The organism is Pseudomonas sp. ANT_J28 (assembly GCF_008370005.1).
Lineage (GTDB): Bacteria > Pseudomonadota > Gammaproteobacteria > Pseudomonadales > Pseudomonadaceae > Aquipseudomonas > Aquipseudomonas frigoris.
Window position 1 is genome coordinate 1 of sequence record NZ_VOBM01000019.1, and the last position, 24071, is coordinate 24071.

Annotated in this window: 24 protein-coding genes, 2 pseudogenes and 2 riboswitches; of the genes and pseudogenes, 17 read left to right on the forward strand and 9 right to left on the reverse strand. The window is 60.6% G+C overall.

Annotated features, from left to right (window positions below; genetic code table 11):
* Positions 1 to 112 precede the first annotated feature (112 nt).
* The gene (locus tag FQ187_RS15070) at positions 113 to 1147 is read left to right on the forward strand and encodes an acyltransferase (RefSeq protein WP_149630096.1); all 1035 of its coding nucleotides are present in this window, start codon (positions 113 to 115) and stop codon (positions 1145 to 1147) included.
* A 57-nt stretch (positions 1148 to 1204) separates the two neighbouring features.
* Positions 1205 to 1789, forward strand: coding sequence for a Fe-S biogenesis protein NfuA (nfuA, locus tag FQ187_RS15075; RefSeq protein ID WP_008150988.1), 585 nt, complete (start codon positions 1205 to 1207; stop codon positions 1787 to 1789).
* Positions 1790 to 1891: 102 nt separating this feature from the next.
* Here the strand turns inward: nfuA and cobM are convergent, their stop codons facing one another.
* From cobM to FQ187_RS15095, 4 genes are all read right to left on the reverse strand, one after another.
* Positions 1892 to 2638, reverse strand: a complete 747-nt coding sequence (gene cobM, locus FQ187_RS15080) for a precorrin-4 C(11)-methyltransferase (protein WP_149630097.1) — start codon at positions 2636 to 2638, stop codon at positions 1892 to 1894.
* An 83-nt stretch (positions 2639 to 2721) separates the two neighbouring features.
* Positions 2722 to 3135 carry a cobalamin biosynthesis protein gene (locus FQ187_RS15085; protein ID WP_149630098.1) on the reverse strand — a complete coding sequence of 138 codons (414 nt, stop codon included), beginning with the start codon at positions 3133 to 3135 and terminating at the stop codon, positions 2722 to 2724.
* Positions 3132 to 3839: a CbtA family protein gene (locus tag FQ187_RS15090; RefSeq protein ID WP_149630099.1), complete on the reverse strand. Its 708-nt coding sequence runs from the start codon at positions 3837 to 3839 to the stop codon at positions 3132 to 3134. The genes FQ187_RS15085 and FQ187_RS15090 overlap by 4 nt, the downstream gene beginning before the upstream one ends.
* A gap of 11 nt (positions 3840 to 3850) precedes the next feature.
* A complete protein-coding gene (locus FQ187_RS15095; protein ID WP_149630100.1) occupies positions 3851 to 4054 on the reverse strand; it encodes a CbtB domain-containing protein in 204 nt (67 codons plus the stop codon).
* A 120-nt stretch (positions 4055 to 4174) separates the two neighbouring features.
* Positions 4175 to 4404: riboswitch (cobalamin riboswitch) on the reverse strand.
* 177 nt (positions 4405 to 4581) lie between these two features.
* A riboswitch (cobalamin riboswitch) is annotated at positions 4582 to 4797 on the forward strand.
* 99 nt (positions 4798 to 4896) lie between these two features.
* Between FQ187_RS15095 and cobW the strand changes: the two genes are divergently transcribed.
* The 5 genes from cobW (at position 4897) to FQ187_RS15120 (ending at position 13129) form a co-directional block, all read left to right on the forward strand.
* The gene (gene cobW, locus FQ187_RS15100; RefSeq protein ID WP_149630175.1) at positions 4897 to 5958 is read left to right on the forward strand and encodes a cobalamin biosynthesis protein CobW; all 1062 of its coding nucleotides are present in this window, start codon (positions 4897 to 4899) and stop codon (positions 5956 to 5958) included.
* A gap of 3 nt (positions 5959 to 5961) precedes the next feature.
* Positions 5962 to 9735, forward strand: a complete 3774-nt coding sequence (gene cobN, locus FQ187_RS15105) for a cobaltochelatase subunit CobN (protein WP_149630101.1) — start codon at positions 5962 to 5964, stop codon at positions 9733 to 9735.
* Positions 9736 to 9799: 64 nt separating this feature from the next.
* Positions 9800 to 10798, forward strand: coding sequence for an ATP-binding protein (locus tag FQ187_RS15110; RefSeq protein ID WP_149630102.1), 999 nt, complete (start codon positions 9800 to 9802; stop codon positions 10796 to 10798).
* Between the two features lie 119 nt (positions 10799 to 10917).
* A complete protein-coding gene (locus FQ187_RS15115) occupies positions 10918 to 11514 on the forward strand; it encodes a VWA domain-containing protein (RefSeq protein WP_178122724.1) in 597 nt (198 codons plus the stop codon).
* Positions 11483 to 13129 (forward strand): phospholipase D-like domain-containing protein, encoded by a 1647-nt coding sequence (locus FQ187_RS15120; protein WP_149630104.1) that lies wholly within the window; start codon positions 11483 to 11485, stop codon positions 13127 to 13129. Before FQ187_RS15115 ends, FQ187_RS15120 begins: the two co-directional genes overlap by 32 nt.
* 48 nt (positions 13130 to 13177) lie before the next feature.
* On the opposite strand, the gene FQ187_RS15125 is transcribed toward FQ187_RS15120, so the two are convergent.
* Positions 13178 to 14404: an NADH:flavin oxidoreductase/NADH oxidase family protein gene (locus FQ187_RS15125; RefSeq protein WP_149630105.1), complete on the reverse strand. Its 1227-nt coding sequence runs from the start codon at positions 14402 to 14404 to the stop codon at positions 13178 to 13180.
* A 77-nt stretch (positions 14405 to 14481) separates the two neighbouring features.
* Here FQ187_RS15125 and FQ187_RS15130 point away from each other — a divergent pair, with 77 nt between their 5' ends.
* Positions 14482 to 14886, forward strand: coding sequence for a MerR family transcriptional regulator (locus FQ187_RS15130; RefSeq protein WP_149630106.1), 405 nt, complete (start codon positions 14482 to 14484; stop codon positions 14884 to 14886).
* Here the strand turns inward: FQ187_RS15130 and FQ187_RS15135 are convergent.
* Positions 14876 to 15271, reverse strand: a pseudogene (locus FQ187_RS15135) (MFS transporter); the annotation flags it as partial. The gene FQ187_RS15130 and the pseudogene FQ187_RS15135 overlap by 11 nt on opposite strands.
* Before the next feature lie 54 nt (positions 15272 to 15325).
* Between FQ187_RS15135 and FQ187_RS15140 the strand changes: the two are divergent.
* A pseudogene (locus tag FQ187_RS15140) lies at positions 15326 to 15745 on the forward strand (LysR family substrate-binding domain-containing protein); the annotation flags it as partial.
* A gap of 39 nt (positions 15746 to 15784) precedes the next feature.
* Here the strand turns inward: FQ187_RS15140 and FQ187_RS15145 are convergent.
* Together FQ187_RS15145 and FQ187_RS15150 are read right to left on the reverse strand one after the other, a co-directional pair.
* Complete coding sequence (locus FQ187_RS15145; protein WP_149630107.1) at positions 15785 to 16228, reverse strand: thioredoxin family protein; 444 nt, start codon at positions 16226 to 16228, stop codon at positions 15785 to 15787.
* 103 nt (positions 16229 to 16331) lie between these two features.
* Positions 16332 to 16736, reverse strand: a complete 405-nt coding sequence (locus FQ187_RS15150; protein WP_149630108.1) for a hypothetical protein — start codon at positions 16734 to 16736, stop codon at positions 16332 to 16334.
* Positions 16737 to 17148: 412 nt separating this feature from the next.
* On the opposite strand from FQ187_RS15150, the gene FQ187_RS15155 reads away from it, so the two are divergent.
* The 8 genes from FQ187_RS15155 (at position 17149) to FQ187_RS15190 (ending at position 23743) form a co-directional block, all read left to right on the forward strand.
* Positions 17149 to 17997 (forward strand): transporter substrate-binding domain-containing protein, encoded by an 849-nt coding sequence (locus FQ187_RS15155; RefSeq protein WP_149630109.1) that lies wholly within the window; start codon positions 17149 to 17151, stop codon positions 17995 to 17997.
* Positions 17998 to 18048: 51 nt separating this feature from the next.
* Entirely contained in the window at positions 18049 to 18711 is a 663-nt protein-coding gene (locus FQ187_RS15160) for an amino acid ABC transporter permease (protein ID WP_008015908.1), read from the forward strand.
* A gap of 9 nt (positions 18712 to 18720) precedes the next feature.
* Positions 18721 to 19383: an amino acid ABC transporter permease gene (locus FQ187_RS15165; RefSeq protein ID WP_149630110.1), complete on the forward strand. Its 663-nt coding sequence runs from the start codon at positions 18721 to 18723 to the stop codon at positions 19381 to 19383.
* Complete coding sequence (locus FQ187_RS15170; RefSeq protein ID WP_149630111.1) at positions 19380 to 20186, forward strand: amino acid ABC transporter ATP-binding protein; 807 nt, start codon at positions 19380 to 19382, stop codon at positions 20184 to 20186. The genes FQ187_RS15165 and FQ187_RS15170 overlap by 4 nt, the downstream gene beginning before the upstream one ends.
* A 41-nt stretch (positions 20187 to 20227) precedes the next feature.
* Positions 20228 to 20617: a RidA family protein gene (locus tag FQ187_RS15175; protein WP_134418370.1), complete on the forward strand. Its 390-nt coding sequence runs from the start codon at positions 20228 to 20230 to the stop codon at positions 20615 to 20617.
* 81 nt (positions 20618 to 20698) lie between these two features.
* The gene (locus FQ187_RS15180; RefSeq protein ID WP_149630112.1) at positions 20699 to 21463 is read left to right on the forward strand and encodes an IclR family transcriptional regulator; all 765 of its coding nucleotides are present in this window, start codon (positions 20699 to 20701) and stop codon (positions 21461 to 21463) included.
* Positions 21464 to 21502: 39 nt separating this feature from the next.
* On the forward strand, positions 21503 to 22720 hold the full coding sequence (locus tag FQ187_RS15185) for an amino acid deaminase (RefSeq protein WP_149630113.1): 1218 nt from the start codon (positions 21503 to 21505) through the stop codon (positions 22718 to 22720).
* 87 nt (positions 22721 to 22807) lie between these two features.
* On the forward strand, positions 22808 to 23743 hold the full coding sequence (locus FQ187_RS15190; RefSeq protein WP_149630114.1) for a sugar kinase: 936 nt from the start codon (positions 22808 to 22810) through the stop codon (positions 23741 to 23743).
* A gap of 11 nt (positions 23744 to 23754) precedes the next feature.
* Here the strand turns inward: FQ187_RS15190 and FQ187_RS15195 are convergent, their stop codons facing one another.
* Positions 23755 to 24030, reverse strand: a complete 276-nt coding sequence (locus tag FQ187_RS15195) for a peptidylprolyl isomerase (RefSeq protein ID WP_007898282.1) — start codon at positions 24028 to 24030, stop codon at positions 23755 to 23757.
* Positions 24031 to 24071: the final 41 nt, after the last annotated feature.

The following is a 24071-nucleotide window of genomic DNA, read 5'->3' on the forward strand; positions in this document are numbered from 1 at the left end:
AGTCGGTGTATCAGTCAATATTGATGTCGACTGACACACCGCCTTCGCGAGCAAGCCCGCTCCCACAGGGGATCTGTGGTGATTTGGGGGAATGCGATCGGGAGGGCCGTCGATGTTGATTTCAATACAGGCACTGCGCGCGCTCGCGGCCTGGGCGGTGGTCTGCCACCACTTCATGCAGATATTCTTCGACTTCCGGGCCCATGGGCCGATCGGTCAGATGTTCATCGACAAGGGCGCGGTGGGTGTCGACATCTTCTTCGTCATCAGCGGCCTGGTGATTTTCTTGTCTACCGAAGGCAAGTCGTTGCCGCCGGGGCGCTTCCTGCTGTATCGCTTGTGCCGAATCGTTCCGGCGTACTGGCTCTATACCGTGTTGATGGCGCTGCTGGTGGTGTTCGCTCAGCCCGTGTTGCCGGATCAGGCAGTCGACTGGTCGCATTTCCTGCTGTCGCTGTTGTTCATTCCGACTGAAAACCCAGGTGGTTACGGGATTTATCCGACCCTCAACGTCGGCTGGACCCTCAACTACGAAATGCTCTTCTACGTGCTCTTTGCCTGGGCGCTGTTGTTCCGCTTGCAGGTTCGGCTGCTGATCGTCGCGGCACTGCTGTTTGCCGTGTGTCAAGCCTGGACCGGCTATGGCTGGATCAGCGAGTTCTACCGCTCGGACATTGTTTATGAGTTTCTGCTGGGGATCGCCATCGGCATGATCTACCGTCGCGGCTGGATCAAGCCCGGATTCTGGCTACCGTTGCTGGGCATTGTCGGCGCGTTGCTGGCGATTTATCACCTGGCGCCGCAGCCACGGCTGCTAGCCTGGGGCCTGCCGAGTGCGGTGCTCGTAATGTCGTGCATGGCCCTGGAGCGCTATTTCGAGCACAGCCGGGTGCTCAAACTGCTGGGCGATTGCTCCTACTCGGTGTACCTGATGCACGTGTTGGTGCTGTCTGCGGGTGGTTTTGTCGCAAAGCGTTATGGCATCAATCCCTACGTAATGTTCGCCGTTTGCGCCGCGACAATCGGTCTGGGCTCGTGGGCAAGTTACGAATGGGTGGAAAAATGCAGCTATCAGTGGCTTAAAGGCCGAATAGACGGCGATTTGGCTATCGAGGCTGTTCCAGCTCTTTCCCGACAAAAATACTAGGACTTTGTACGGCGCGATGATTGGCGTAAACTGCGCCCAAGCCTGCGAGGAGTTTCCATGACCGCTATTACCATTACCGACGCCGCCCACGATTATCTGGCTGATCTGCTCTCCAAGCAGAACACCCCAGGCATCGGCATCCGCGTCTTTATCACCCAGCCTGGCACCCAGTACGCCGAAACCTGCATTGCTTATTGCAAGCCGGGCGAAGAAAAACCTGAAGACACGGCGCTGGGGCTCAAAAGCTTCACCGCTTACATCGACTCGTTCAGCGAAGCCTTCCTGGATGATGCGGTAGTCGACTACGCCACCGACCGTATGGGCGGCCAGCTCACCATCAAGGCGCCAAACGCCAAAGTACCGATGGTCAGCGCCGACAGTCCGGTCAATGAGCGTATCAACTATTACCTGCAAACCGAGATCAACCCGGGGCTGGCCAGCCACGGCGGTCAGGTGAGCCTGATCGATGTGGTCGAAGACGGCATCGCCGTGCTGAAGTTCGGCGGCGGTTGCCAGGGCTGCGGCCAGGCAGACGTCACCCTTCGCGAAGGCATCGAGCGTACCTTGCTCGAGCGCATTCCCGAGCTCAAGGGCGTTCGTGACGTCACCGACCACACGCAGAAAGAAAACGCCTACTACTAAGTAAGGTGTTCGCTGCAAACATAAAAAACGGCGCCCCGTGAGCGCCGTTTTTTTATGGGAAAAATTCACCGAACCCTTCGCGAGCCTGCTCGCGAAGGGGCCCTATGGACGATACAAATGCGCATGCCCCGCGCGATACAGCGATGACTCACTGAAGTGATCACTGCCCAAAACCCGACCCACCAAAATCAACGCCGTGCGCCGAAACCCCTTGGCCTCAACCTTCTCGGCAATATCCGCCAACGTCCCCACCACCCAATCCTGATCCGGCCAGGTCGCCCGGTGAATCACCGCGATCGGGCAATCCGCGCCGTAATGCGGCAGCAATTCGGCCAGGATCTTCTTCAGATGATTGACCCCCAGATGAATCGCCATGGTCGCCCCGTGCTGCGCCAGGCTGCCGAGCTCTTCGCCGGCGGGCATTGCGGTTTTGTCGGCATAGCGGGTCAGGATCACGCTTTGCGACACGTCGGGTAACGTCAGTTCCGCGCCCAACAATGCCGCGCAGGCCGCCGTGGCCGTGACGCCGGGAATGATTTCAAACGGGATGTCGAGTTCGCGCAGGTAGCGGATCTGCTCGCCAATCGCACCATAAAGACTCGGATCGCCGGAGTGTACCCTGGCCACGTCCTGGCCCTTGGTGTGGGCGGATTTGATCAGCTCGATGATCTGTTCCAGGTGCAGTTCGGCGCTGTTGACCACCTGTTCGGCACGATGGCCTTCCAGCACAGCGGCGGGCACCAGGGAGCCGGCATAGATGATCACCGGGCAGCTGCGAATCAGCCGTTGGCCTTTGACGGTGATCAGTTCCGGGTCGCCGGGACCTGCGCCAATGAAGTAGACGGTCATCGTCGGTTCCTGTGAGAAAAAGGGGGTGGGCAAGGCTTCAGATGAAGATTGCTCATGATCAAAGACGGGGATTATCGGGGGTTTTATGCAGCGCCGGCCAACGCCAGGGTTGCCTGGGCATATTTTTGTCGTGGAATAAGCAATTTCGCCGGTGCCTGGGCCAGCTGCTCGGCCAGGGCCAGGGCGGCACTTTCCGCGACGCCGTAGCAACCGGTGCGTTCGAACGCGATGTCCGAACGGTGGCTGAGTTGCGGTTGATAGCCGGCCAATTGTTCGCTGCTGAAGTACATCAGGGGCAGCGCGAGTTGTTCGGCCAATTCGATCAAGCCCGGCTCTTCGCGCTTCAGGTCGATGCTGGCGAGGGCCTTGATCTGGTGAAGTTCGATTTTATGAGCCTGTAACGCCTGATCGAGCAGCGCCCGCAGCGTGCTGACGGGGCAGCCGCGCTGGCAGCCCAGGCCGACCACTAAAGTCGGCGCTGTGCGGATCTCAGTCATGCGTGGTATTGACCAACGCTTTTGCGGCGGAACAACCAGGCACTGATCAGGCCCAGGGCCAGCCAGAATGCCACGTTGGTCAGCTGCGAAGCGATTTTGAACTGAGCTTCCAGGGCTTCTGGAGCCAGCATCGAGTGGACTTCCGGTTGTGGTGCGCCGATCACGTGAGGAACGGCCAGGATTGCCACGCCGAGCACTTTCATCAGCCAGTGACGGCTGAACACGATCAATGCGATGCCGACCGCAGTGGAGGCCGCTGTGCCGATCCACCAGATTTGCCGTTGCGCCAAATCAGCCGCGGCAGTGCCCGGCAACTCAGGCGGCAGTCCGAGGGTCGGTGCCAGCACGAACGTCGCGTAACCGGCCAGGCCCCAGAGCAGGCCTTGGGAGGTTTTGGTCGGAGCGCGCAAGGTGTAGAGGCCGGCGAGCATCAGCGCGAAACCGACAGCTACCACCAGGTTGCCGCCGGTGGTGGACAGCACGCGCTGCCAGCCGTCTTCCGGTTCCCAGGCTTCAGCATCGTGAGTGTGAGCGGCGACAGCACCTGCGCCGTGTTCGTGAACTTCAACAGCGGCGGGCTCGGATTTTTCGTAAGTCTCGGCCTGCAGAATCAGCGGAGCCACCCAGAAGCTTTGCAGCAAGGTCAGCAGCAAGGCGGCCAGCAGCCCGGTGAACCCTGCGGTTTGCGCAATACGCTTGATCATTTCGGCAGGTCTCAATGGCACGGGAATGCAGAGCTGTGGCGGGTATCGTGCGCGGCATTGTGCACCGCTTCGATGTGCGAGAAACCGGCGAAATACACCAGGCACGCGCCAAGGATCGACGCACACACGGCGCCGGTCAGGCGTTGAGTCAGGGTATTGGTGGTGCTGGCGGTGCTCTTATCGGTGTTGCTGCCGGTGCTGCTGATGATCGACATGGCGCTTCCCTCTGGTCTGTCAGCGGGTGAATTAGAGCGCATGGAAGACCCCTGCGAGTCGGGTACGCAGAGGTTCAAACAGCGCCCGCCCACCGCGGGTTTGTTATTCAGTGAACGTAATGGTCACTTTGTGTTGCGGGCCGGTCTCCGGGCTCACGAGGGGCACTGGCTTTCGCCTTGACCTGCAAGCATCACCTTCCCATGCCGAACTGCTGGCACAGTGGATCTGACGCTTCGCTCGCTTACCGTTGCGGGGGCAGCACCGGACTGACATGACTTTAGAGTAAAGCACATGATTCACCGGTTTCCCGTTTCACCCTGTGAAGGGCACCCGTAACAAGGCGTGTAGGAGAGCATGGGCGGGGGTTGGGCGTCAATTGGCAAGGGTTCTCACTTGGATATCGAGTCGCTCCCTTCGCGAGCAAGCCCGCTCCCACATTGAAATGCGGCCCCCTGTGGGAGCGGGCTTGCTCGCGAAGGGAGCGCCACAGAAGTCAGGTGAACATTGACCCGCCCCCACACGATGCGTAGCCTTGCGCTTTCGAGGTTCTTCGGCGTTTGCCGAAGCTAAGAAGGGAACGCGGTCGATGCCGCGGCTGCCCCCGCAACTGTGAACGGTGATGTTCGCTGCCACGCCACTGCAAACCCTGTGCAACGGGTTCGCGGGAAGGCGCAGCGAATGCCAGGCCCACAAGCCCGGCACACCATCAGCCAGGAGACCTGCCTCGACACAGATTTTCACTACAACCGGGCGGGGTGATCCGGTGGCGAACTCTTCCGTGCGCGCATCCGTCGCAGCGATTGTCGTCCCGTATGCCCGCCACCTTGCCAAAGGGCATCCGATGAAAACACTGGCCAAACTCCCCGTCACCATCGTTACCGGCTTCCTCGGCTCGGGCAAAACCACCTTGCTGCGGCACATGCTCGACAACGCTCAGGGCCGTCGCATTGCGGTGATCGTCAACGAGTTCGGCGAGCTGGGCATCGACGGCGAAATCCTCAAGCAGTGCTCCATCGGCTGCACGGAAGAAGAAGCCAACGGCCGCGTCTACGAGCTGGCCAACGGCTGCCTTTGCTGCACCGTTCAGGAAGAGTTCTTCCCGGTGATGCGCGAATTGGTCGCCCGTCGCGGCGACCTCGACCATATCCTCATCGAAACCTCGGGCCTGGCCCTGCCAAAACCGCTGGTACAAGCCTTCCAGTGGCCGGAAATCCGCAGCGCCTGCACCGTTGATGCGGTGATCACCGTGGTCGACAGCCCAGCGGTCGCCGCCGGCACCTTCGCGGCTTTCCCGGACCAGGTCGATGCCCAGCGCAAACTCGACCCGAACCTGGACCACGAATCGCCGCTGCACGAGCTGTTCGCCGACCAATTGGCCAGCGCCGACCTGGTGATCCTCAACAAGGCCGACCTGATCAGCCCTGAAGACCTGGCCCGTGTACGCCTGGAAGTCGCTGAAGAACTGCCGCCCGCGGTGAAAGTCATCGAAGCCAGCAGCGGTCGTCTGCCACTGGACGTGCTGATCGGCCTCGGCGCCGGTTCTGAAGAACACATCGACAGCCGTCACAGCCATCACGATCATCACCATGAAGGCGAAGACGATCACGACCACGATGCCTTCGACTCCATCTCCATCGAACTGCCGCAAGCCGACGAAAGCCTGCTGCTGGACGCGTTGACCCAATTGGTGGTCCAGCACGGCATCCTGCGCGTCAAAGGTTTCGCGGCGATTCCGAACAAACCGATGCGCTTGCTGATTCAGGGCGTGGGCACACGTTTCGACAAGCATTTCGACCGTCAGTGGGGCGCCGACGAAGCGCGCACCACGCGACTGGTGTTGATCGGTCAGGAGCTGGACGCCACTCTGCTTGAAGCGCAATTGCGCGCTGCGCTCAGCGTTTAAGCCATGCACCTGCTCAGGACCCAGCCCGGCGGTTTCGTGTCGGATGACAACATTGCCGACCTTGGACAAACCCCCGCCGAGCTGGTGATCCTTTGCAGCGGCGACTCCAGCCTGGCGCTGCTCGCCGAGGCGACGCAGCAGCTGCCTGACGATTACCCCAGCGTGCGTCTGGCCAATCCGATGCAGGTGCAGAATCACGCCTCGGTCGACCTGTATGTCGACGAAGTGCTGCGCCACGCCAAGGTGATTCTGATTTCGCTGCACGGTGGCATTGGCTATTGGCGTTACGGCGTCGAGCGTCTGGTGGAATTGTCACAGCGCGGCGTGCGACTGATTCTGGTGCCAGGCGATGACCGCCCGGACCCGGAACTCAGCGAGCTGAGCACGGTGGCTGCCTGTGACCGCGACCGGCTCTGGCAGTTTCTGCGTCAGGGCGGCATGAGCAATGCCCTGGATTTTTTTCGCTGCCTCGCCAATCGTTGGCTGGACCGCGACTACGCCTGGGCCGAGCCGCAAACCCTGCCACGCACGGCGATTTACCACCCGCAAAAAAGTCCCGCCGAACTGAAGGATTGGCAAGCCGACTGGCAGGCCGGTCAACCGGTCGCGGCGGTGCTGTTCTACCGCTCGCATTTGCAGGCGGCCAACACAGGCTTCATCGATGTTTTCTGCCAGCGGTTGCAGGCCGCGGGGTTGAACCCGTTGCCGATTGCCGTGGCCAGTTTGAAAGAGCCCGGCTGCCTGACGGTGGTCGAGGATTGGCTGGATGAAGTCGAAGCCGGCGTGATTCTCAACACCACCGGTTTCGCGCAGTCCAGCCCTGAAGCGCCGCATTTGCGACCGTTTCGTCGCAACATCCCTGTGATCCAGGCAATTTGCGCACAGGACAACGAACCCGGTTGGCGCGCCAGTGAACAGGGCCTCGGTCCACGCGATCTGGCGATGCACATTGCGCTGCCGGAACTGGACGGGCGGATCATCAGCCGACCGATCAGCTTCAAAGACCTGGCCTGGCGCAGCGAGCGCAGCCAATCCGATGTGGTCTGCTATCGACCACAACCGGAGCGCATGGATTTTGTCGCCGAACTGGCGCGGCGCTGGATTGATCTGGCGCGGGTGCCCAACGCTGAAAAACACATCGCACTGATCCTCGCCAACTACCCGACGCGCGATGGGCGCATCGGCAATGGCGTGGGCCTCGACACCCCGGCCGCCGCGCTGAACATCCTGCGCGCGCTGCATACAGAAGGTTATCCGCTACCCGCCGAATTGCCCGACACTGGCACCGCGTTGATCCAGCAGTTGCTCGGTGGTGTCAGCAACGACCTCGACACCCTCGACCAGCGCCCGTGTATGCAAAGCCTCGCGCTGGATGACTACAACCTGATGTTCAGCGCCTTGCCCGAGTCCAATCGGCAATCCGTGCTGGAACGTTGGGGCTCGCCGCAAAGCGATCCGATGTGCCGTGGCGGGCGAATGATGATCGCCGGGCTGCGCTTTGGCCTGACCTTCGTCGGCATTCAACCGGCGCGGGGTTATCAGGTGGACCCGAGCGCGGTGTATCACGACCCGGACCTGGTGCCTCCTCACGGTTACTTGGCGTTCTATTTCTGGTTGCGCAACACCTACGGCGCCCACGGTGTGATCCACGTCGGCAAGCACGGCAATATCGAATGGTTGCCGGGCAAAGGCGTCGGGCTGTCCGAGAATTGCTGGCCGGATGCGCTGCTCGGTCCGCTGCCGAACATCTATCCATTTATCGTCAACGATCCGGGCGAAGGCGCCCAGGCCAAGCGCCGCACTCAGGCGGTGATCATCGATCACTTGATGCCGCCACTGACCCGCGCTGAAACGTACGGCCCGTTGCGCAACCTCGAATTACTCGCCGACGAGTATTACGAAGCGCAATTGCTCGATCCGCGCCGAGCCCGGGAATTGCAGCGCGACATCCTGCAACTGGTGCGCGAGACGCACATCGACCGCGAACTGCAACTGGACGAGAAGCTGGACAGTGATGCCGATGCGGCGATCTGGTTGCCGCGTCTGGACACCTATTTGTGCGACTTGAAAGAGTCACAGATCCGCGACGGCCTGCATGTGTTTGGCGAGTCGCCGACCGGGCGTTTGCGTATCGATACGTTGTTGGCGTTGTTGCGCATTCCGCGTGGCGATGGGCGGGGTGCGCAATCGAGTCTGCTGCGGGCCTTGGCCAAGGCGTTCACGTTGGGCTTCGATCCGCTGGATTGTGCGCTCGCCGAACCTTGGACCGGGCCGCGTCCGATTGAACTGCAATCCCTCACCGATGAAGTCTGGCGCACAGCAGGTGATACCCGCGAACGCCTCGAGCTGTTCGCCGCCCAACTGATCGAGCAAGCCTTGATCACTGAGGTTGAGCCGCTGAACGCGCCAGGCTGGTCAGAGGTGAAAGCCATCATCGACAGCCTGCGCGAAGTCGTCGCGCCAAGGCTGGATGCCTGCGGCCCGGCGGAAATGCGCGGTCTGCTCGACGCCCTCAGCGGCCGCTTCGTGCCGGCCGGCCCCAGCGGTGCGCCGAGTCGCGGACGGCTCGACGTGCTGCCGACCGGGCGCAACTTCTACTCGGTGGACGTGCGTAACCTGCCGACCACCACCGCGTGGCGTATCGGTTTCCAGTCGGCCAACCTGATTCTTGAACGACACTTGCAAGACCAAGGCGATCACCTGCGCCAGCTCGGCCTGTCGGTGTGGGGCACCGCGACCATGCGCACCGGCGGCGACGACATCGCTCAGGCCATGGCGCTGATGGGCGTGCGCCCGGTCTGGGCGACGGGCAGTCAGCGAGTCGACGACTTCGAAATTCTGCCGCTGAGCCTACTGGACCGTCCGCGCGTGGACGTGACGTTGCGCGTCTCCGGATTCTTCCGCGATGCCTTTGCCAATCTGATCCGCCTGTTCGACGCCGCCGTGCAAGCGGTCGCCGCCCTCGACGAGCCGGACGATCTCAACCCCCTGGCCGCCAAGGTGCGTGCCGAGCGCGAAGCGTTGATGCAATCGGGGCTGGATGAAGAGGCGGCCAAGCGTCAGGCCGGTTGGCGCATCTTTGGCGCCAAACCCGGTGCTTATGGCGCGGGCGTGCAGGGCGCCATCGATGGTCGTCTGTGGCAAAGCCGCGACGACCTGGCCGAGGTTTACCTGAACTGGGGCGGCTACGCTTACGGCGGTTCTGATGAAGGCACTGCGGCGCGAGAGCAGTTCGCTCAGCGCCTGAGCCAGGTTCAGGCTGTGCTGCAAAACCAGGACAACCGCGAACACGACTTGCTCGATTCCAACGACTATTACCAGTTCCAGGGCGGCATGCTCGCGGCCGTGGAAAGCCTCAGTGGCGAAGCGGCGGCCAGTTACCATGGCGATCACAGTCAGCCGGATCTGCCGAAGATCCGCACATTGAAGGAAGAGCTGAACCGGGTGATTCGCTCGCGGGCAGCCAATCCGAAGTGGATCGACGGCGTGAAGCGCCACGGCTATAAAGGTGCGTTTGAACTGGCGGCGACGGTCGATAACCTGTTTGCCTTCGACGCTACAACGCAGCTGATCGACGATCACCAGTATGCGTTGCTGGCGGATGCGTATTTGCTGGATCCGGCGACCCGTGATTTTGTTCGTGAGCATAATCCGCATGCGTTGCGCGACATGACCGAGCGGATGCTGGAAGCACAGCAGCGGGGGATGTGGAAGGAGCCGGGTGAGTATCGCCAGGCGCTGGAGAATTTGCTGCTGGATATAGAAGAAGATGGCTGACTCTGCGGCACCGCTCCCACAGGTACAAGGTGTACCTGCTACCGACCATGACCGAGTATTAAAGATGACCGACACCCCGCATTTCCCCCTCTCCGCCGTGGTCGGCGCCGACGATCTCAAACTCGCCCTCTACCTGACCGCCATCGACCCGAAAATCGGCGGCGTACTCATCGAAGGCCCCCGCGGCATGGCCAAGTCAACGCTGGCCCGTGGCCTGGCGGACTTGCTAGCCAGCGGCCAGTTCGTGACATTGCCGCTTGGCGCCACCGAAGAACGGCTGGTCGGCACCCTCGACCTGGACGCCGCCCTGAGCGAGGGGCGCGCACAGTTTTCCCCCGGTGTGCTGGCCAAGGCTGACGGCGGCGTACTCTACGTCGATGAAGTCAACCTGCTGCCCGATCACCTGGTGGACCTGCTGCTGGATGTGGCCGCCAGTGGCACCAACCTGATCGAACGCGACGGCATTTCCCATCGGCATTCGGCGAAGTTCGTGCTGATCGGCACCATGAACCCGGAAGAGGGTGAGCTGCGTCCGCAACTACTCGACCGCTTTGGCCTGAACGTCGCCCTCAGTGGCCACACAGCGCCGACCGAGCGCGGCCAGATTATCCGGCGCCGGCTGGATTTCGACAGCGATCCCCACAGCTTCTGCGCTGAATGGGAAAGCCAACAACAGTCGCTGCGCGAACGTTGCCAGAAGGCGCGCAGCGCATTGGCAAGCATCCCGCTCGACGATCATGCGCTGGCGCAGATTACCGAGCGCTGCTTTGCCGCCGGGGTCGATGGCTTGCGTGCCGACCTGGTCTGGTTGCGCGCGGCGCGTGCCCACACAGCGTGGCGCGGGGCGGGCGCCATCGCCGAGGAAGACATCGACGCCGTCGCCGAGTTTGCCTTGCGCCATCGCCGCCGCGAGCCATCGCCACCGGCGCCGCAACAAAGTCAGCCACCTTCTACCCAGCAGTCCAATCCGAGCGAAGGCGAGGGCCAATGGGGGGGAATGCCCGCCCAGGCGTTACCGGTCGGCGCACGCCGTGAAGTGCCGAGCTGGCCAAAAAAGCCCTAGGCATTCGCCCTCGATCTGACGCGGGGGCGAATGCCAGACCCCGCGCCGGACGGCTGGACAATGGCAAACAGGGTAAACGTCACGCGGCGCGCAGCGGCTCGATCAATTGGCCGGGCACATTGCTGAACGGCCGCCCGCGTCAACGCGACGATGTCTTGTTTCACCTGCGCACCCGTTCGCCTCATGAACTGTTGTTGGTGATCGTCGATGCCTCGGCCTCGACGCGCCGTCATCAGGCGTTGAGCGATGCCAAGGGCTTGCTGGCGCAACTGTTCGACGATGCCTATCGCCAGCGTGCACGCCTGGCGTTGCTCACTGCCAGTGGTCATGTGCCGAAATGGCAAGTGCAAGGCTTGAAAGCCTCCGCGGGTTTGCGCAACTGGCTTGATGGGTTGGGAGCGGGAGGTGGTACGCCGTTGCTGGCGGCGCTGAGTGAGGCGGGGCGCTGGCTGACGGCACGGCAAAAACGCTTTCCGGCGGAACAACAGCGCTTGTTGTTGGTGACCGATGGCCGATTGAAGGACTGGTCGATGTTGCCGGTGCTTGATTGTCCGGGGCTGCTGATCGACATCGAGCGCGGGCCGATTCGCCTTGGGCGGGCTAAGGTGATGGCTACCGAGTTGCAGGCTGAGTATCGGCATATCGACGATATGGAGTTAACTGGAAAGATCACAGGAGTGAGTCATGCGCGTTCTAGCCGTCAACCACCAGAATGATTTCCGCGTCAAGGCCTATGCCGGCACCAATGGTGTGCTGTTGGCCATGGACCTGGCCGAACCCCGCCGCAAAGGTCTCTTGGGTTTCGCCATCGAAAAACAGCAAGGCCCCAAGCCCTGGCTGTTCCTGTTCAACAGCCTGACCTTCCCCGGCAAGTTGCATACGTTTCCCCAGTTTCACGCGACCCCCAGCGATATCGCACCGTTGCAGAAATTTCGCTGGGCCGATTACGCGGTCAATCCGGGGATGACGATCCATTACCGAATCCACCTGGCATACGGCAGCGTTGATGCGCCGCAACTGGGTGAATTCCTGGAAGTGACGGTCACCTCCGACAATGGTCAGCCGAATAACCAAAGCGTGATCTTCAATCGCGCAGTGGCCGCCAGCCAGGCGTTCCAGCGCAAGTTTCCCGAGCTCGACGCGCTGATCAGCGCCAACAAGAACCTGCCCATCGAAGCCTGGCCGGATGTCCCGCGGCAGTGGCTGGAAAACGGTTTGCTCGGGCGTTTGCTGGGGTTTATCGAGCGTGCGGTGGATGGCCAGTGGGCGCTGGACATTGCCATCTACGAGTATGAATTGCAGGCCGTTGTCGATGCGGTCAATGCAGCGTTCGAGCGTGGGGTAAACGTTCGGGTGCTCTATCACGCCCAACCGGGCGATGAGGACACCACCCTGAACGAGGCCAGCCTGGAAAAGATCCCGGCAGAGAACAAGCGCGGGCGGGTCACCCACAATATCTTCCACAACAAATTCATGGTGCTGAGCCGGCTCGACACAGCGGGGCAGCGTCAACCCGAAGCGGTGCTTTGCGGCAGCACCAATTTCACGCCCAACGGCGTTTACCGCCAGGCCAACGTGGTGCATGTGCTGGACGACACACGCGTCAGCGCCAGCTATCTGCACACCTTCGAGCAGGTCTGGGCTAACCCTGCGGATGTCGGTGCCACCCGAGACTGGCTCACACAAAACAACCCGATGGATCCGCTGCAACCGATGTTCGCCGGGTTCTCACCGCGTTCGGGCAAAGGGGATCTGGATGAGTTTGTCGAGATCATCAACGCCGCGAAAAAGGACGTGCTGTTCGCCACCGCGTTCGCCTTGCCCGACGACATCCTGAACGCCTTGCTCGGCCTGCCCAATGACGACATTTTGCGTTACGGCCTGCAAAACACCGCCAGCCGTATCACCGGTTTCCACGCCGACCGCACCGCCGAATTCGCCGCCACCGCGCTGCTCAACACCGGGCTGGAAGGCTGGCTACGCGAGAGCATGAAAGGCCAGAAGGGCAACCTGCTGGTGCACACCAAAGCCGTGGTGACGGACTTCACCAGCGATGCACCGACGATCATCAGCGGCAGCCATAACCTCAGTGCTGCGGCCAGCAATGGCAATGACGAGAACTACCTGATCATTCGCGGCGATACCGATCTGGCAGACCGTTATGGTCTGGAGCTGCTGCGGTTCTACGAGCATTACCGCTTTCGCTACTTCGCCAGGAAACTCGCGCTCAAGCAGGTCCACCCGTTGGCGGCGGACGACAGCTGGACCGATGACTATTACCTCGACGGGGATTTGCGTCAGCTATCCAGATTGCGTTTTTCCGGACGGTAAACACACTCGCGGGGCAAGCCCGCACACATTGGATTTTCGACAACTTAATCACTTCATTCCCATAGCCTGCCGGTACTGGCGAGTCCGCCGGGCGATGTACAAGCGGTCAAGAATCAACGCCCATAGCGCCGAAACGTCGGGACGGGTCTTGCGCCCACGGCTCAGGCGATTGAGCTGGAATTTCACGACGGCCATGCTCGCCAGTGCCGCCAGGGGTTTGCGCTTCCAGCGAATCGGCGGCAGTTGCGGGTGACTGTTCTGACCTTCGCGCCAGCGTTTGACCAGTTGAGGTTCGAGCGCCAGCGCTGTGCCGATCCCGGCCATGGCGATGCCGCTGTCGAGTACCTGTTCGACAATCGCCAGGCGTCGAATTCCGCCTGTGACCATCACCGGCATGTTCGCCACACGGGCCAATTCTCCGGCCATTTCCAGAAAGTACGCTTCACGCGCCAGGGTCCGACCATCCCGGGCCTCGCCTTGCATGGCCGGGGCTTCGTAGCTGCCGCCGGAGAGTTCCAGCAGATCGATCGGTTGATCGTTGAGCCACTGAATCACTTGCCGGGCGTCCTCGGCATCGAAACCGCCGCGCTGGAAATCCGCCGAGTTGAGCTTCACCGCCACGCAAAATGTCGGCGACACGGCCTTGCGCACGGCGCTGACTACCGCCAGCAACAAGCGAGCGCGATTTTCCAGAGAACCACCCCAGCGGTCGGTTCGGCGGTTGGTCAACGGCGAGAGGAACTGGCTGATCAGATAACCGTGCGCGGCATGAATCTGCACCCCGGTGAAGCCGGCCTTTTCTGCCAGGGCAGCGCTGGTGGCGAAGCGTTGGATGACGTCTTCGATGTCGCGCTCGCTCATGGGTTTGGGTTCGGCAAACATCTTCGAGAACGCGCCCAGGTCCAGCGCCACCGCCGAAGGCGCCAACGCTTGCTGGCCGAGGTTGGCCATGGTCTGACGGCCGGGATGATTGAGCTGCATCCAGAACTGCGCGCCACCGGCCCGGCCAATAGTTGCCCACTGGCGAAAGCGTTCAAGGTGGCGCTCATCTTCCAGCACCACGCCACCGGGGCCGGTCATGGCGCGGCGGTCGATCATCACGTTGCCGGTCAGCAACAGGCCGGATTCGCCTTCGGCCCACGCCTGATACAGCCGGAACAAGGCCTCCGCAGGTGCCTGCCCGCTGTCAGCGAGGTTCTCTTCCATCGCGGCTTTGGCGATGCGGTTGCCGATGGTCTGGCCGTTGGGCAAATTCAACGCTTGGAAGGGCGACATGCTTGACTCCTCATCAGTGATGAGTAGAGGCTAAGCTTAAAGTTAACTTTAATGTCAAGCAGGCAAATGGGGCTGAGATGAAGATTGGTGAATTGGCGCAATTGAGCGGGTTGAACGCGTCACGCATCCGGTTCTACGAGGCTCAGGGTTTGATTCGGCAGGTGGAACGCCGGGCCAACGGTTACCGGCATTATCCCGACCAAGCGGTGCAAACCCTGAAGATCATCCTTTGCGCCCAGCAGGCCGGATTCAGCCTGGAAGAGTTGAAGCAGTTGTTGCCGGACAGCACGACCGGTGAGTTCAAGCAAGACGAATTGCTGGCGGGTCTAACGCGCAAAGTCGAACAGATCGAAGAGATGCAGCTGCACTTGGCGCAGAGCAAGGCGCAGCTGTTGGAGGTGATCGGCAACATTCAGTCGCGACCCGAGGGCATGGGCTGCGAAGCGAATGCCCAGCGGGTATTGGCGTCGTTCAAGCCTTAGCGCCGATAGCTGCGGCCAACGGGGCGGGGATCGGATTGCGCATCAGCGTGCCCACCACCAGCGTCCCCAGTAGTGCCAACAATCCCGCGACCCACAGCAACAGACTGAAACCACCGACGAAGGCTTGCCGGGCCAACGGTGCGACCACCGTGCGCGCGGTTTCCGGTAACAGACTCATCGCCGTCATGTCACCGGCCACCACCCGCGAGGCGATGCCCTGGGTTTGGCCGAGCCATTGCGCACCCTGCGCCGTCAGGCTGGTACGCAACAACAGCTCGGTATGACTGGACAGCAACGCGCCAAACACGCCGATGGCCAGCACGATGGCGCTGAAACGCATGGTGGTGCTCATGCCTGAAGCCATGCCGGTACGCTCCCGCGGCACACCCGTTCAATCACCACGAACAGCCCCAGCAACAGAGCGCCGCTGATCAGCCCGCCGACTAACTTGCCTGAAGGCCTGGATGCCATTCGCCTGGAAGCAGAGGGTTTTGTGCTGGCGCTGTCGGCCGAGTCCTGGCTGTGCCGATTGCCAGAGATTGGTCCGGAACATTTGCAGAACGAGACGTTCATCCTGCCGGAGCAAATCAGCGGCACCTTGCAAGTCGCCGCCGAGGGCGGATTTGCGCCGAAACTGGGGGCGCAACCGGGTGGGTTGGTGGCGGTGATTGCGTTGGTATCGTTGGGGCAGGGCGTTGCGGTCGTGCCAGAGTCGGTGGTCGGGCATGTGGGGTTGCCCGGCGTGTTGTACCGGACAATCAAAGGTTGCGAGGCGAGTTCCAGGTTGTCGTTGATCCATCGGCGCTTTGAGAAGTCCGCGGCGGTAGTCAGGTATATCGAACAGGTCAAAAATCGCTAAGCGCAAAAGTGATTCGTAAGACACTGGAAATACCACGGATTAACAGTAAATCCGCCGATTCAACTGCCGGTTTGCGCGAGGCACAGTGCGCAACCTTCGCAGGGTCTGGCGCAACCACGCCAGATCGTGAACCGGTTTACGCTTCACCGTTGTCGGCTTCACCTTGCCAATGTGCCTGGCGAAGTCTTCTTGCAGGGTTTGCTCAGTGCCAATTCCCTTGAGCTTCTTCAGCAACTTCCCATCCTTGTAAAACAACACGGTGGGTGTGCCGGTGACGTGCGGGTGGCGGGGGGATTCGGAGGTGTTCAACACATAGATGTTCGCGTGATGACGGTATCGCTCGGCAACCTGGCGAAAGACCGGTTCCGCCCAATCGCAGGCCGGGCAGTGTTCATTGCCGAAATACAGAATCACCGGGCGCCAGGTTTTCAGGGCCTTGCGGTAGGTGGGGGGCAATGTTGAGTGGGGTGCTGTCGAGTTCATTCAAAAACTCCTTTCTCTCGGGATACATCGGCGGCGTGTTCAGGCGAAACAAAACGCGAGTCTTCGCCATGCGATAACTCGCGTGTCAGGCCTCAGCGGTGCACTAGAGAAGCTTCGATAGCGTCACATCGCCGAAATAAGAGCCCAAAGTGCCGAACGGACCATCATTAGCTTCCAGCGTGACTTTGAACTTGATCGTGGAGATCTGGACTTCGAATTTTTTGGATAACACGGTCCAGTCTTGACCGCCATGGAGGTCAAGGTAAACCGGCTCGCCGGTGGGAAGCGGCTGCACTTGAATCCGGGCAGCAGAGGAGGGGAGAGTTTTCATTCTTGCGGACAGCATGAACTGTCCGCCGGCGCCAGCACCGGTGGGGACGTCCTGACTGATTGAATCCGGGGCACCGATAATGCAATGACCGGTTACATAACTTACGTTATCTGGATTGGTCGCCGTCCACTCATTGCCTTGCTGAGAAAAGTCACCGTTCTTGATCAAATTAGCCATTGCAAAAATCCTTTTCGGAATCGTTCGTTTTTAGTGGCTTGCATCGCATTGAGGTGCTGAGTAATTACGCAATTCGAATAGGCATTCCACAACTGTCACTTCTGACAGGTGAGTCAGTAAATCCGATGAGCGGTCACTTGCAGTCAAGAGTCGCGCGGCCGTCTGTATCCGGCACAGGGTGCACAGATGCGCCAGGATGTGTCGTTACTTCCCAATGGGTTGCGTTCAGTAGCGAACGGATGCCGAGAGCCATGCGAGATAGTCCAAGTCGGTTTTTCTAACCAACTGAATCAATTGGATTTTCATACGCCAGGATTTTCTGCCGATCCTGTGGCACACTTTCTGCTGTCTATTCCGTTGTTACATACCAACGTCCGGTATAACGGAATAACATCACCCTGGAGTGCTTGCCATGCATCGCCGACCTTCCTTGTTTAAAGCGTGTGTTTTTGTTCTCGCGGCTTCGGCTGCTGTCATGGGTGTGGCCCAGGCGGCGGACAGCAAGCTCGATAGCGTGCTGGCCCGCGGGAAATTGATTGTGGGCACGGGCAGTACCAATGCGCCGTGGCACTTCCAGGGAGCGGACGGCAAGTTGCAGGGTTTTGATATCGATATTGCGCGGATGGTGGCCAAAGGGTTGTTCAACGACCCGAGCAAGGTCGAGTTCGTGGTGCAGTCGTCCGATGCGCGGATTCCTAACCTGCTGACCGATAAGGTCGACATGAGCTGTCAGTTCATTACCGTCACCGCCAGCCGTGCCCAGCAGGTGGCATTCACGCTGCCGTACTACCGCGAAGGCGTCGGCCTGCTGTTGCCGGCCAACAGCAAGTACAAGGAAATCGAAGACCTGAAAGCTGCCGGCGACGGCGTGACCGTGGCGGTGCTGCAGAACGTGTACGCCGAAGAACTGGTGCATCAGGCCTTGCCCAAGGCCAAGGTCGATCAGTACGACAGCGTGGACCTGATGTATCAGGCGGTGAACTCCGGCCGTGCCGACGCCGCTGCGACCGATCAGTCGTCGGTGAAATACCTGATGGTGCAGAACCAGGGGCGCTATCGCAGCCCGGCTTATGCCTGGAGCCCGCAAACCTACGCGTGCGCGGTCAAGCGCGGCGATCAGGACTGGCTGAACTTCGTCAACACCACTCTGCATGAAGCCATGACCGGCGTTGAATTCCCGACCTACGCGGCCTCCTTCAAGCAGTGGTTCGGTGTCGATCTCCCGACTCCAGCCATCGGTTTCCCTGTCGAATTCAAATGATCCCGTGAGAGCGGGGCGGTTCCGATCGCCCCGTTCAAGGTACTGCTGACCATGAACTATCAGTTGAACTTTGCCGCCGTGTGGCGCGATTTCGACACCTTGCTGGCGGGGCTCGGTCTGGGCCTCGAACTGGCGCTGGTGTCGATCGCCATCGGTTGCGTGATCGGCCTGATGATGGCGTTTGCTTTGCTGTCAAAGCACCGCGCGTTACGGGTGCTGGCGTCGGTGTATGTGACGGTGATCCGTAACACGCCGATTCTGGTGTTGATTCTGTTGATCTACTTCGCCTTGCCGAGCCTGGGGATCCGTCTGGACAAGATCCCGTCGTTCATCATCACCTTGTCGCTGTATGCCGGGGCGTATCTGACCGAAGTGTTCCGCGGCGGGTTGTTGAGCATTCCCAAGGGGCAGCGCGAAGCCGGGTTGGCAATCGGTCTGGGCGAGTGGCAGGTCAAGGCGTACGTCACCGTGCCGGTGATGCTGCGCAATGTGCTGCCGGCCCTGTCGAACAACTTCATCTCGCTGTTCAAGGACACCTCGCTGGCCGCGGCGATTGCCGTGCCGGAGCTGACCTATTACGCACGCAAAATCAATGTCGAGAGCTACCGGGTGATTGAAACCTGGCTGGTGACCACAGCGCTGTATGTGGCGGCCTGTTACCTCATTGCCATGATGCTGCGTTACCTCGAGCAGCGCCTGGCGATTCGCCGATAGGAGGCCCACATGTACGAATCCCCTAGTTGGTTACATGAGTTATGGGTTGCCCGTGAAGTGTTGTGGCAAGGCTTTTTGACCAGTGTGCAGGTCTCGGCCCTGGCGATTCTGCTGGGCACGATGGTCGGTATCGTCGCCGGCCTGGTGTTGACCTATGGCAAGTTCTGGATGCGTGCGCCGTTTCGGTTTTACGTCGACCTGATTCGTGGCACGCCGGTGTTTGTGCTGGTGCTGGCCTGCTTCTACATGGCGCCCGCACTAGGTTGGCAGATCAGCGCCTTTCAGGCCGGTGCGTTAGGGCTGACGCTGTTTTGCGGCTCCCACGTGGCCGAGATTGTTCGCGGCGCGTTGCAAGCACTGCCCAGTGGTCAGATGGAAGCGAGCAAGGCCATCGGCCTGACGTTTTATCAATCCCTCGGTTACGTGTTGTTGCCTCAGGCGTTGCGGCAGATCTTGCCGACCTGGGTCAACTCGTCCACCGAGATCGTCAAGGCTTCGACGCTGTTGTCGGTGATCGGTGTGGCTGAATTGTTGCTCAGCACGCAGCAGATCATCGCCCGGACCTTCATGACGCTGGAGTTTTACCTGTTCGCCGGATTTCTGTTTTTCGTCATCAACTACGCCATCGAATTACTCGGCCGGCACATTGAAAAGCGGGTGGCCTTGCCATGACTCAATCTTCGCTCTCTAACGTAAAAGATGCTCAAAACGGTCAGCCCCTGCTGGACATTCGCGGGTTACACAAAAAGTACGGCCAGCTCGAAGTGCTCAAGGGGGTCGACCTGACCATGCAGCGCGGCAACGTCGTGACGCTGATCGGTTCCAGCGGCTCGGGCAAGACCACGCTGCTGCGCTGCGTGAACATGCTCGAAGAATTCCAGGGCGGGCAGATCATGCTCGATGGCGAGTCCATCGGTTATGACGAGGTCAACGGCAAGCGCGTGCGTCACCCGGAAAAAGTCATCGCCCGGCATCGGGCCATGACCGGCATGGCATTCCAGCAGTTCAACCTGTTTCCGCACCTTACGGCGTTGCAGAACGTCACCCTCGGTTTGCTCAAGGTCAAAAAGCTGCACAAGGATGAAGCGGTGGCCCTGGCGGAAAAATGGCTGGAGCGGGTCGGCTTGCTGGAACGCCGCGATCACTTCCCCGGTCAGTTGTCCGGCGGTCAGCAACAGCGCGTGGCGATTGCCCGGGCGATTGCGATGAACCCGAGCCTGATGCTGTTCGACGAAGTCACTTCGGCCCTCGATCCGGAACTGGTGGGTGAAGTGCTGAGTGTGATCAAAGGCCTGGCCGAGGACGGCATGACTATGCTGCTGGTGACCCACGAAATGCGCTTCGCCTTCGAAGTCTCAGACAAGATCGTCTTCATGAATCAGGGGCGGATCGAAGAGCAGGGGTCACCCAAGGAACTGTTCGAACGCCCGCAATCGCCACGACTGGCGGAGTTTCTCAAGAACACGCGGTTCTAATTTTTTCAAAGAATTTTACTTATCAATCAGGAGAAACACTCATGAGCATTACTCGTTACGGCACCGGCAGCTCCGCCGGTGGCGGCCAGCCCCGTCCTTTCGCCCGCGCCGTTGAAGCCGATGGCTGGCTGCACGTGTCCGGACAAGTACCGGCGCTGGATGGCGAAATCATTGTGGGTGGCATCGTCGAACAGACTCACCAGACCATGAAAAACCTGATCGCGATTCTCGAAGAGGCTGGTTATGGCCTCGAAGATGTAGTGCGCACGGGTGTGTGGCTGGAAGATCCGCGGGATTTCTGGAGTTTCAATAAGGTGTTCTCCGAGTACTTCAAAAGCGAGCATGCACCGGCCCGTGCCTGTGTGCAGGCGAACATGATGGTCGATTGCAAGGTCGAGATTGACTGCATCGCGTACAAGAAAAAGGCCTGAACCTGAGCACTGATCGTTCCCACGCGTGGGAACGATCATTGGCGGTAAACTCCCGGCCACTTTGAATGGGAACCTGAAGACATGACCGAAGACACCATCAAGCGCCGGGCTCGCGGTCTGGACCGGGCGTTCGATATCCTCGATTTCCTCAAGGAAATCGGCAAGCCCCTGCGCCCGAACGAAATCGCCAGCGGCATCGGCAGCCCGAAATCCACGGTCTACGAATTGGTTGCCTCCCTGCTGGAGCGACGGATTCTGGAGGCGGTGGGCAAGGACGGTCACGTCTACCTCGGCCGTCAGCTGTACTTCCTCGGGCAAGCGCATTTACGCCATTTCGACCTGACCCGCGAGGCCGATCATGCCTTGCAGGAGATCGTCAGCCAGACCCGCGAAACCGCGCAGATGTGCCTGCTCAACGGACGAAAATACACCGTGGCCTTGATGAAAGAGGGCGAGCGGCATTTCCGCATTTCCTCGGACATCGGCGAGAACGCGCCGATCCCCTGGACGGCTTCCGGGCGCCTGCTGCTGGCGCACTTGAGCGACCAGGAAATCGTCGACCTGATCGACCACGACGACTTCATCCTGCCCAACGGTGAATGCCTGCCACTTGAACAGTTTCTCGGTGAAATCCGTCAGGCCGCTATCGATGGCTTCTTCTCCTTCGATAGCGTTGCCGACACCTTTACCCATTGTTTCGCCGCCCCGGTCAAAGACCCGAACGGCGTGGCCATTGCGACCCTGTGCATCGTCGCCCCACGGGCCGATGCCAAGAACAATTACAACGACTACCGCCGGGTGCTGATCGACAGCGCCAACAGCCTGGCCCGTCGGATCAATGAATAACAGCGGCTGCCTGCGGACGCGAATGTGAGGAGTTCGACCATGTTTTCTGCCAAAAATACTGCCACCGTGGAAAAGGGCTTTGCCCACATAGGTGCCAATCTGGTGCGTGACGTCAGCCTGCCTGCGATGGTGCTGCACCGCGAAGCGCTGGAACACAACATTCGCTGGATGCAGACTTTTGTCAGCAACAGCGGTGCCGAACTCGCCCCCCACGGCAAAACCAGCATGACCCCGGCGCTATTTCGCCGCCAACTGGACGCCGGTGCCTGGGGCATCACCCTGGCCAGCGCCACGCAAACCCGCGCGGCTTACGCCCATGGCGTGCATCGGGTGCTGATGGCCAACCAATTGGTCGGCACGCCGAACATGGCGTTGATCGCCGACCTGCTGACGGATCCGGCTTTCGACTTCCATTGCATGGTCGATCACCCGGACAACGTCGCTGACCTCGGAGCGTATTTTGCCTCTCGCGGTGTGTGCTTGAACGTGATGATCGAGTACGGCGTGGTCGGCGGTCGTTGCGGTTGCCGCACGGAAGACGAAGTGGTCGCGCTGGCCAAGGCCATTGCTGCACAACCGGCCCTGGCGCTGACCGGGATCGAAGGATACGAAGGGGTGATTCACGGCGATCACGCGGTGAGCGGCATCTGTGCGTTCGCAGATTCTTTGGTGCGCCTGGCCGTGCAGTTGCAGGACAGCGGCGCGTTCGCCATTGCCAAACCGATCATCACTGCGTCGGGTTCGGCCTGGTATGACCTGATCGCTGAATCCTTCGAAGCGCAGAACGCCGGCGGGCGTTTCCTCAGTGTGCTGCGTCCCGGCAGCTATGTGGCCCACGATCACGGCATCTACAAAGAAGCGCAATGCTGCGTGCTCGACCGCCGCAGCGACCTGCACGAAGGCCTGCGCCCGGCGCTGGAAGTATGGGCTCACGTGCAGTCGTTGCCGGAACCGGGCTTTGCGGTGATCGCCCTGGGTAAACGCGACGTGGCCTACGACGCGGGTCTGCCCGTGCCGTTGCTGCGTTACAAGGCCGGTGTGGTGCCGGCGACGGGCGATGATGTCAGCGCCTGCAAGGTGACGGCGGTGATGGACCAACATGCGTTCATGACCGTGGCGCCGGGGGTTGAGTTGCGGGTGGGGGACATTATTTCCTTTGGTACTTCGCACCCGTGTCTGACGTTCGACAAGTGGCGTATCGGGTGTCTGGTGGATGAGCAGCTGAATGTCATCGAAACCATGGAAACCTGTTTCTAAGGCTCCAGACCGAGGCGCGGCCTTCGCGAGCCTGCTCGCGAAACGGCCCTACCAGACAACACAGAAACACCATAGAGCCCAAGAACAATGAACACCATCAGCAACCTCGGCCCCAACACCCCGCGCATCGCCCTGATCGGCGAATGCATGATCGAGTTGCAGCAACGCGCCGACGGCAGCCTGCAACAGAGTTTCGGTGGCGATACCTTGAACACGGCGGTCTACCTGTCCCGAGAGTTGGGCGAGGGCGGCACGGTGGATTACGTCACTGCCCTGGGCGACGACAGTTTTAGCGATGCGATGTGCCAGAGCTGGGCTGACGAAAACATCGGGCTCGGTAGGGTCCAACGCTTGTCCGGCCGATTGCCTGGCTTGTATTGCATCCAGACTGACGCCGCCGGCGAACGGCGTTTTCTCTACTGGCGCAATGAAGCGGCAGTCCGCGATTGTTTCACCACCCCCGCCGCCGCGCCGATCCTGGCGGCACTGCCGGATTACGACGTGCTGTATTTCAGTGGCATCACTCTGGCGGTGCTCGGCGTGCAAGGTCGGGAGAAGTTACTGGAAACCCTTGTCGAAGCCCGGCAGCGGGATGCGCGGATTGTGTTCGACAACAACTACCGGCCACGGTTGTGGGCGTCGATCGAGGACGCACGAGCGGCCTATCGCAGCGTTTTGCCCTATGTCGACCTGGCGTTGCTGACTGTCGATGACGAACAGTCGCTGTTTCATTTTTCCGATTGCGAGGCGGTGTTTGCCGCTTACGAGCAGATAGGCACGCCCGAAGTGGTACTCAAGCGTGGCGCCGAGGCGTGTCTGATTCGTTGTGATGGAGAGTCGTTTGAAGTGCCGGCGCAGGTGGTCGAGCGAGTGGTGGACACCACGGCGGCGGGGGATTCATTTAGCGCGGCGTATTTGGCCAGTCGCCTGAAAGGAGGCAGCCCGGTTGAGGCTGCTGAAGCGGGGCATCGTTTGGCGAGTCGGGTGATTCAGGTGCCGGGAGCATTGATCCCCCGAACCTGAAATACGATCCATCAATCCCGGTAAAACACCTGCACCAGGTGATAGCCGAACTTGCTCTTGATCGGTCCGTGCACCACGCGCAACGGTTTTTTGAAAATCACGGCATCGATAACTCCAACCATCTGCCCGGGCCGCACTTCACCCAGGTCGCCGCCGCGCTTGCCAGACGGGCAGGTGGAATACTTCTTGGCCAGCACATCGAAGGCTTCGCCCTTGGCAATGCGTTGTTTGAGCTGCTCGGCTTCTTCCGAGGTTTTCACCAGAATATGGCGGGCTTGAGCTTTCATGGGCAGTACCTTGCAACGGTGGTGGCTATGTTGGTGCCAGC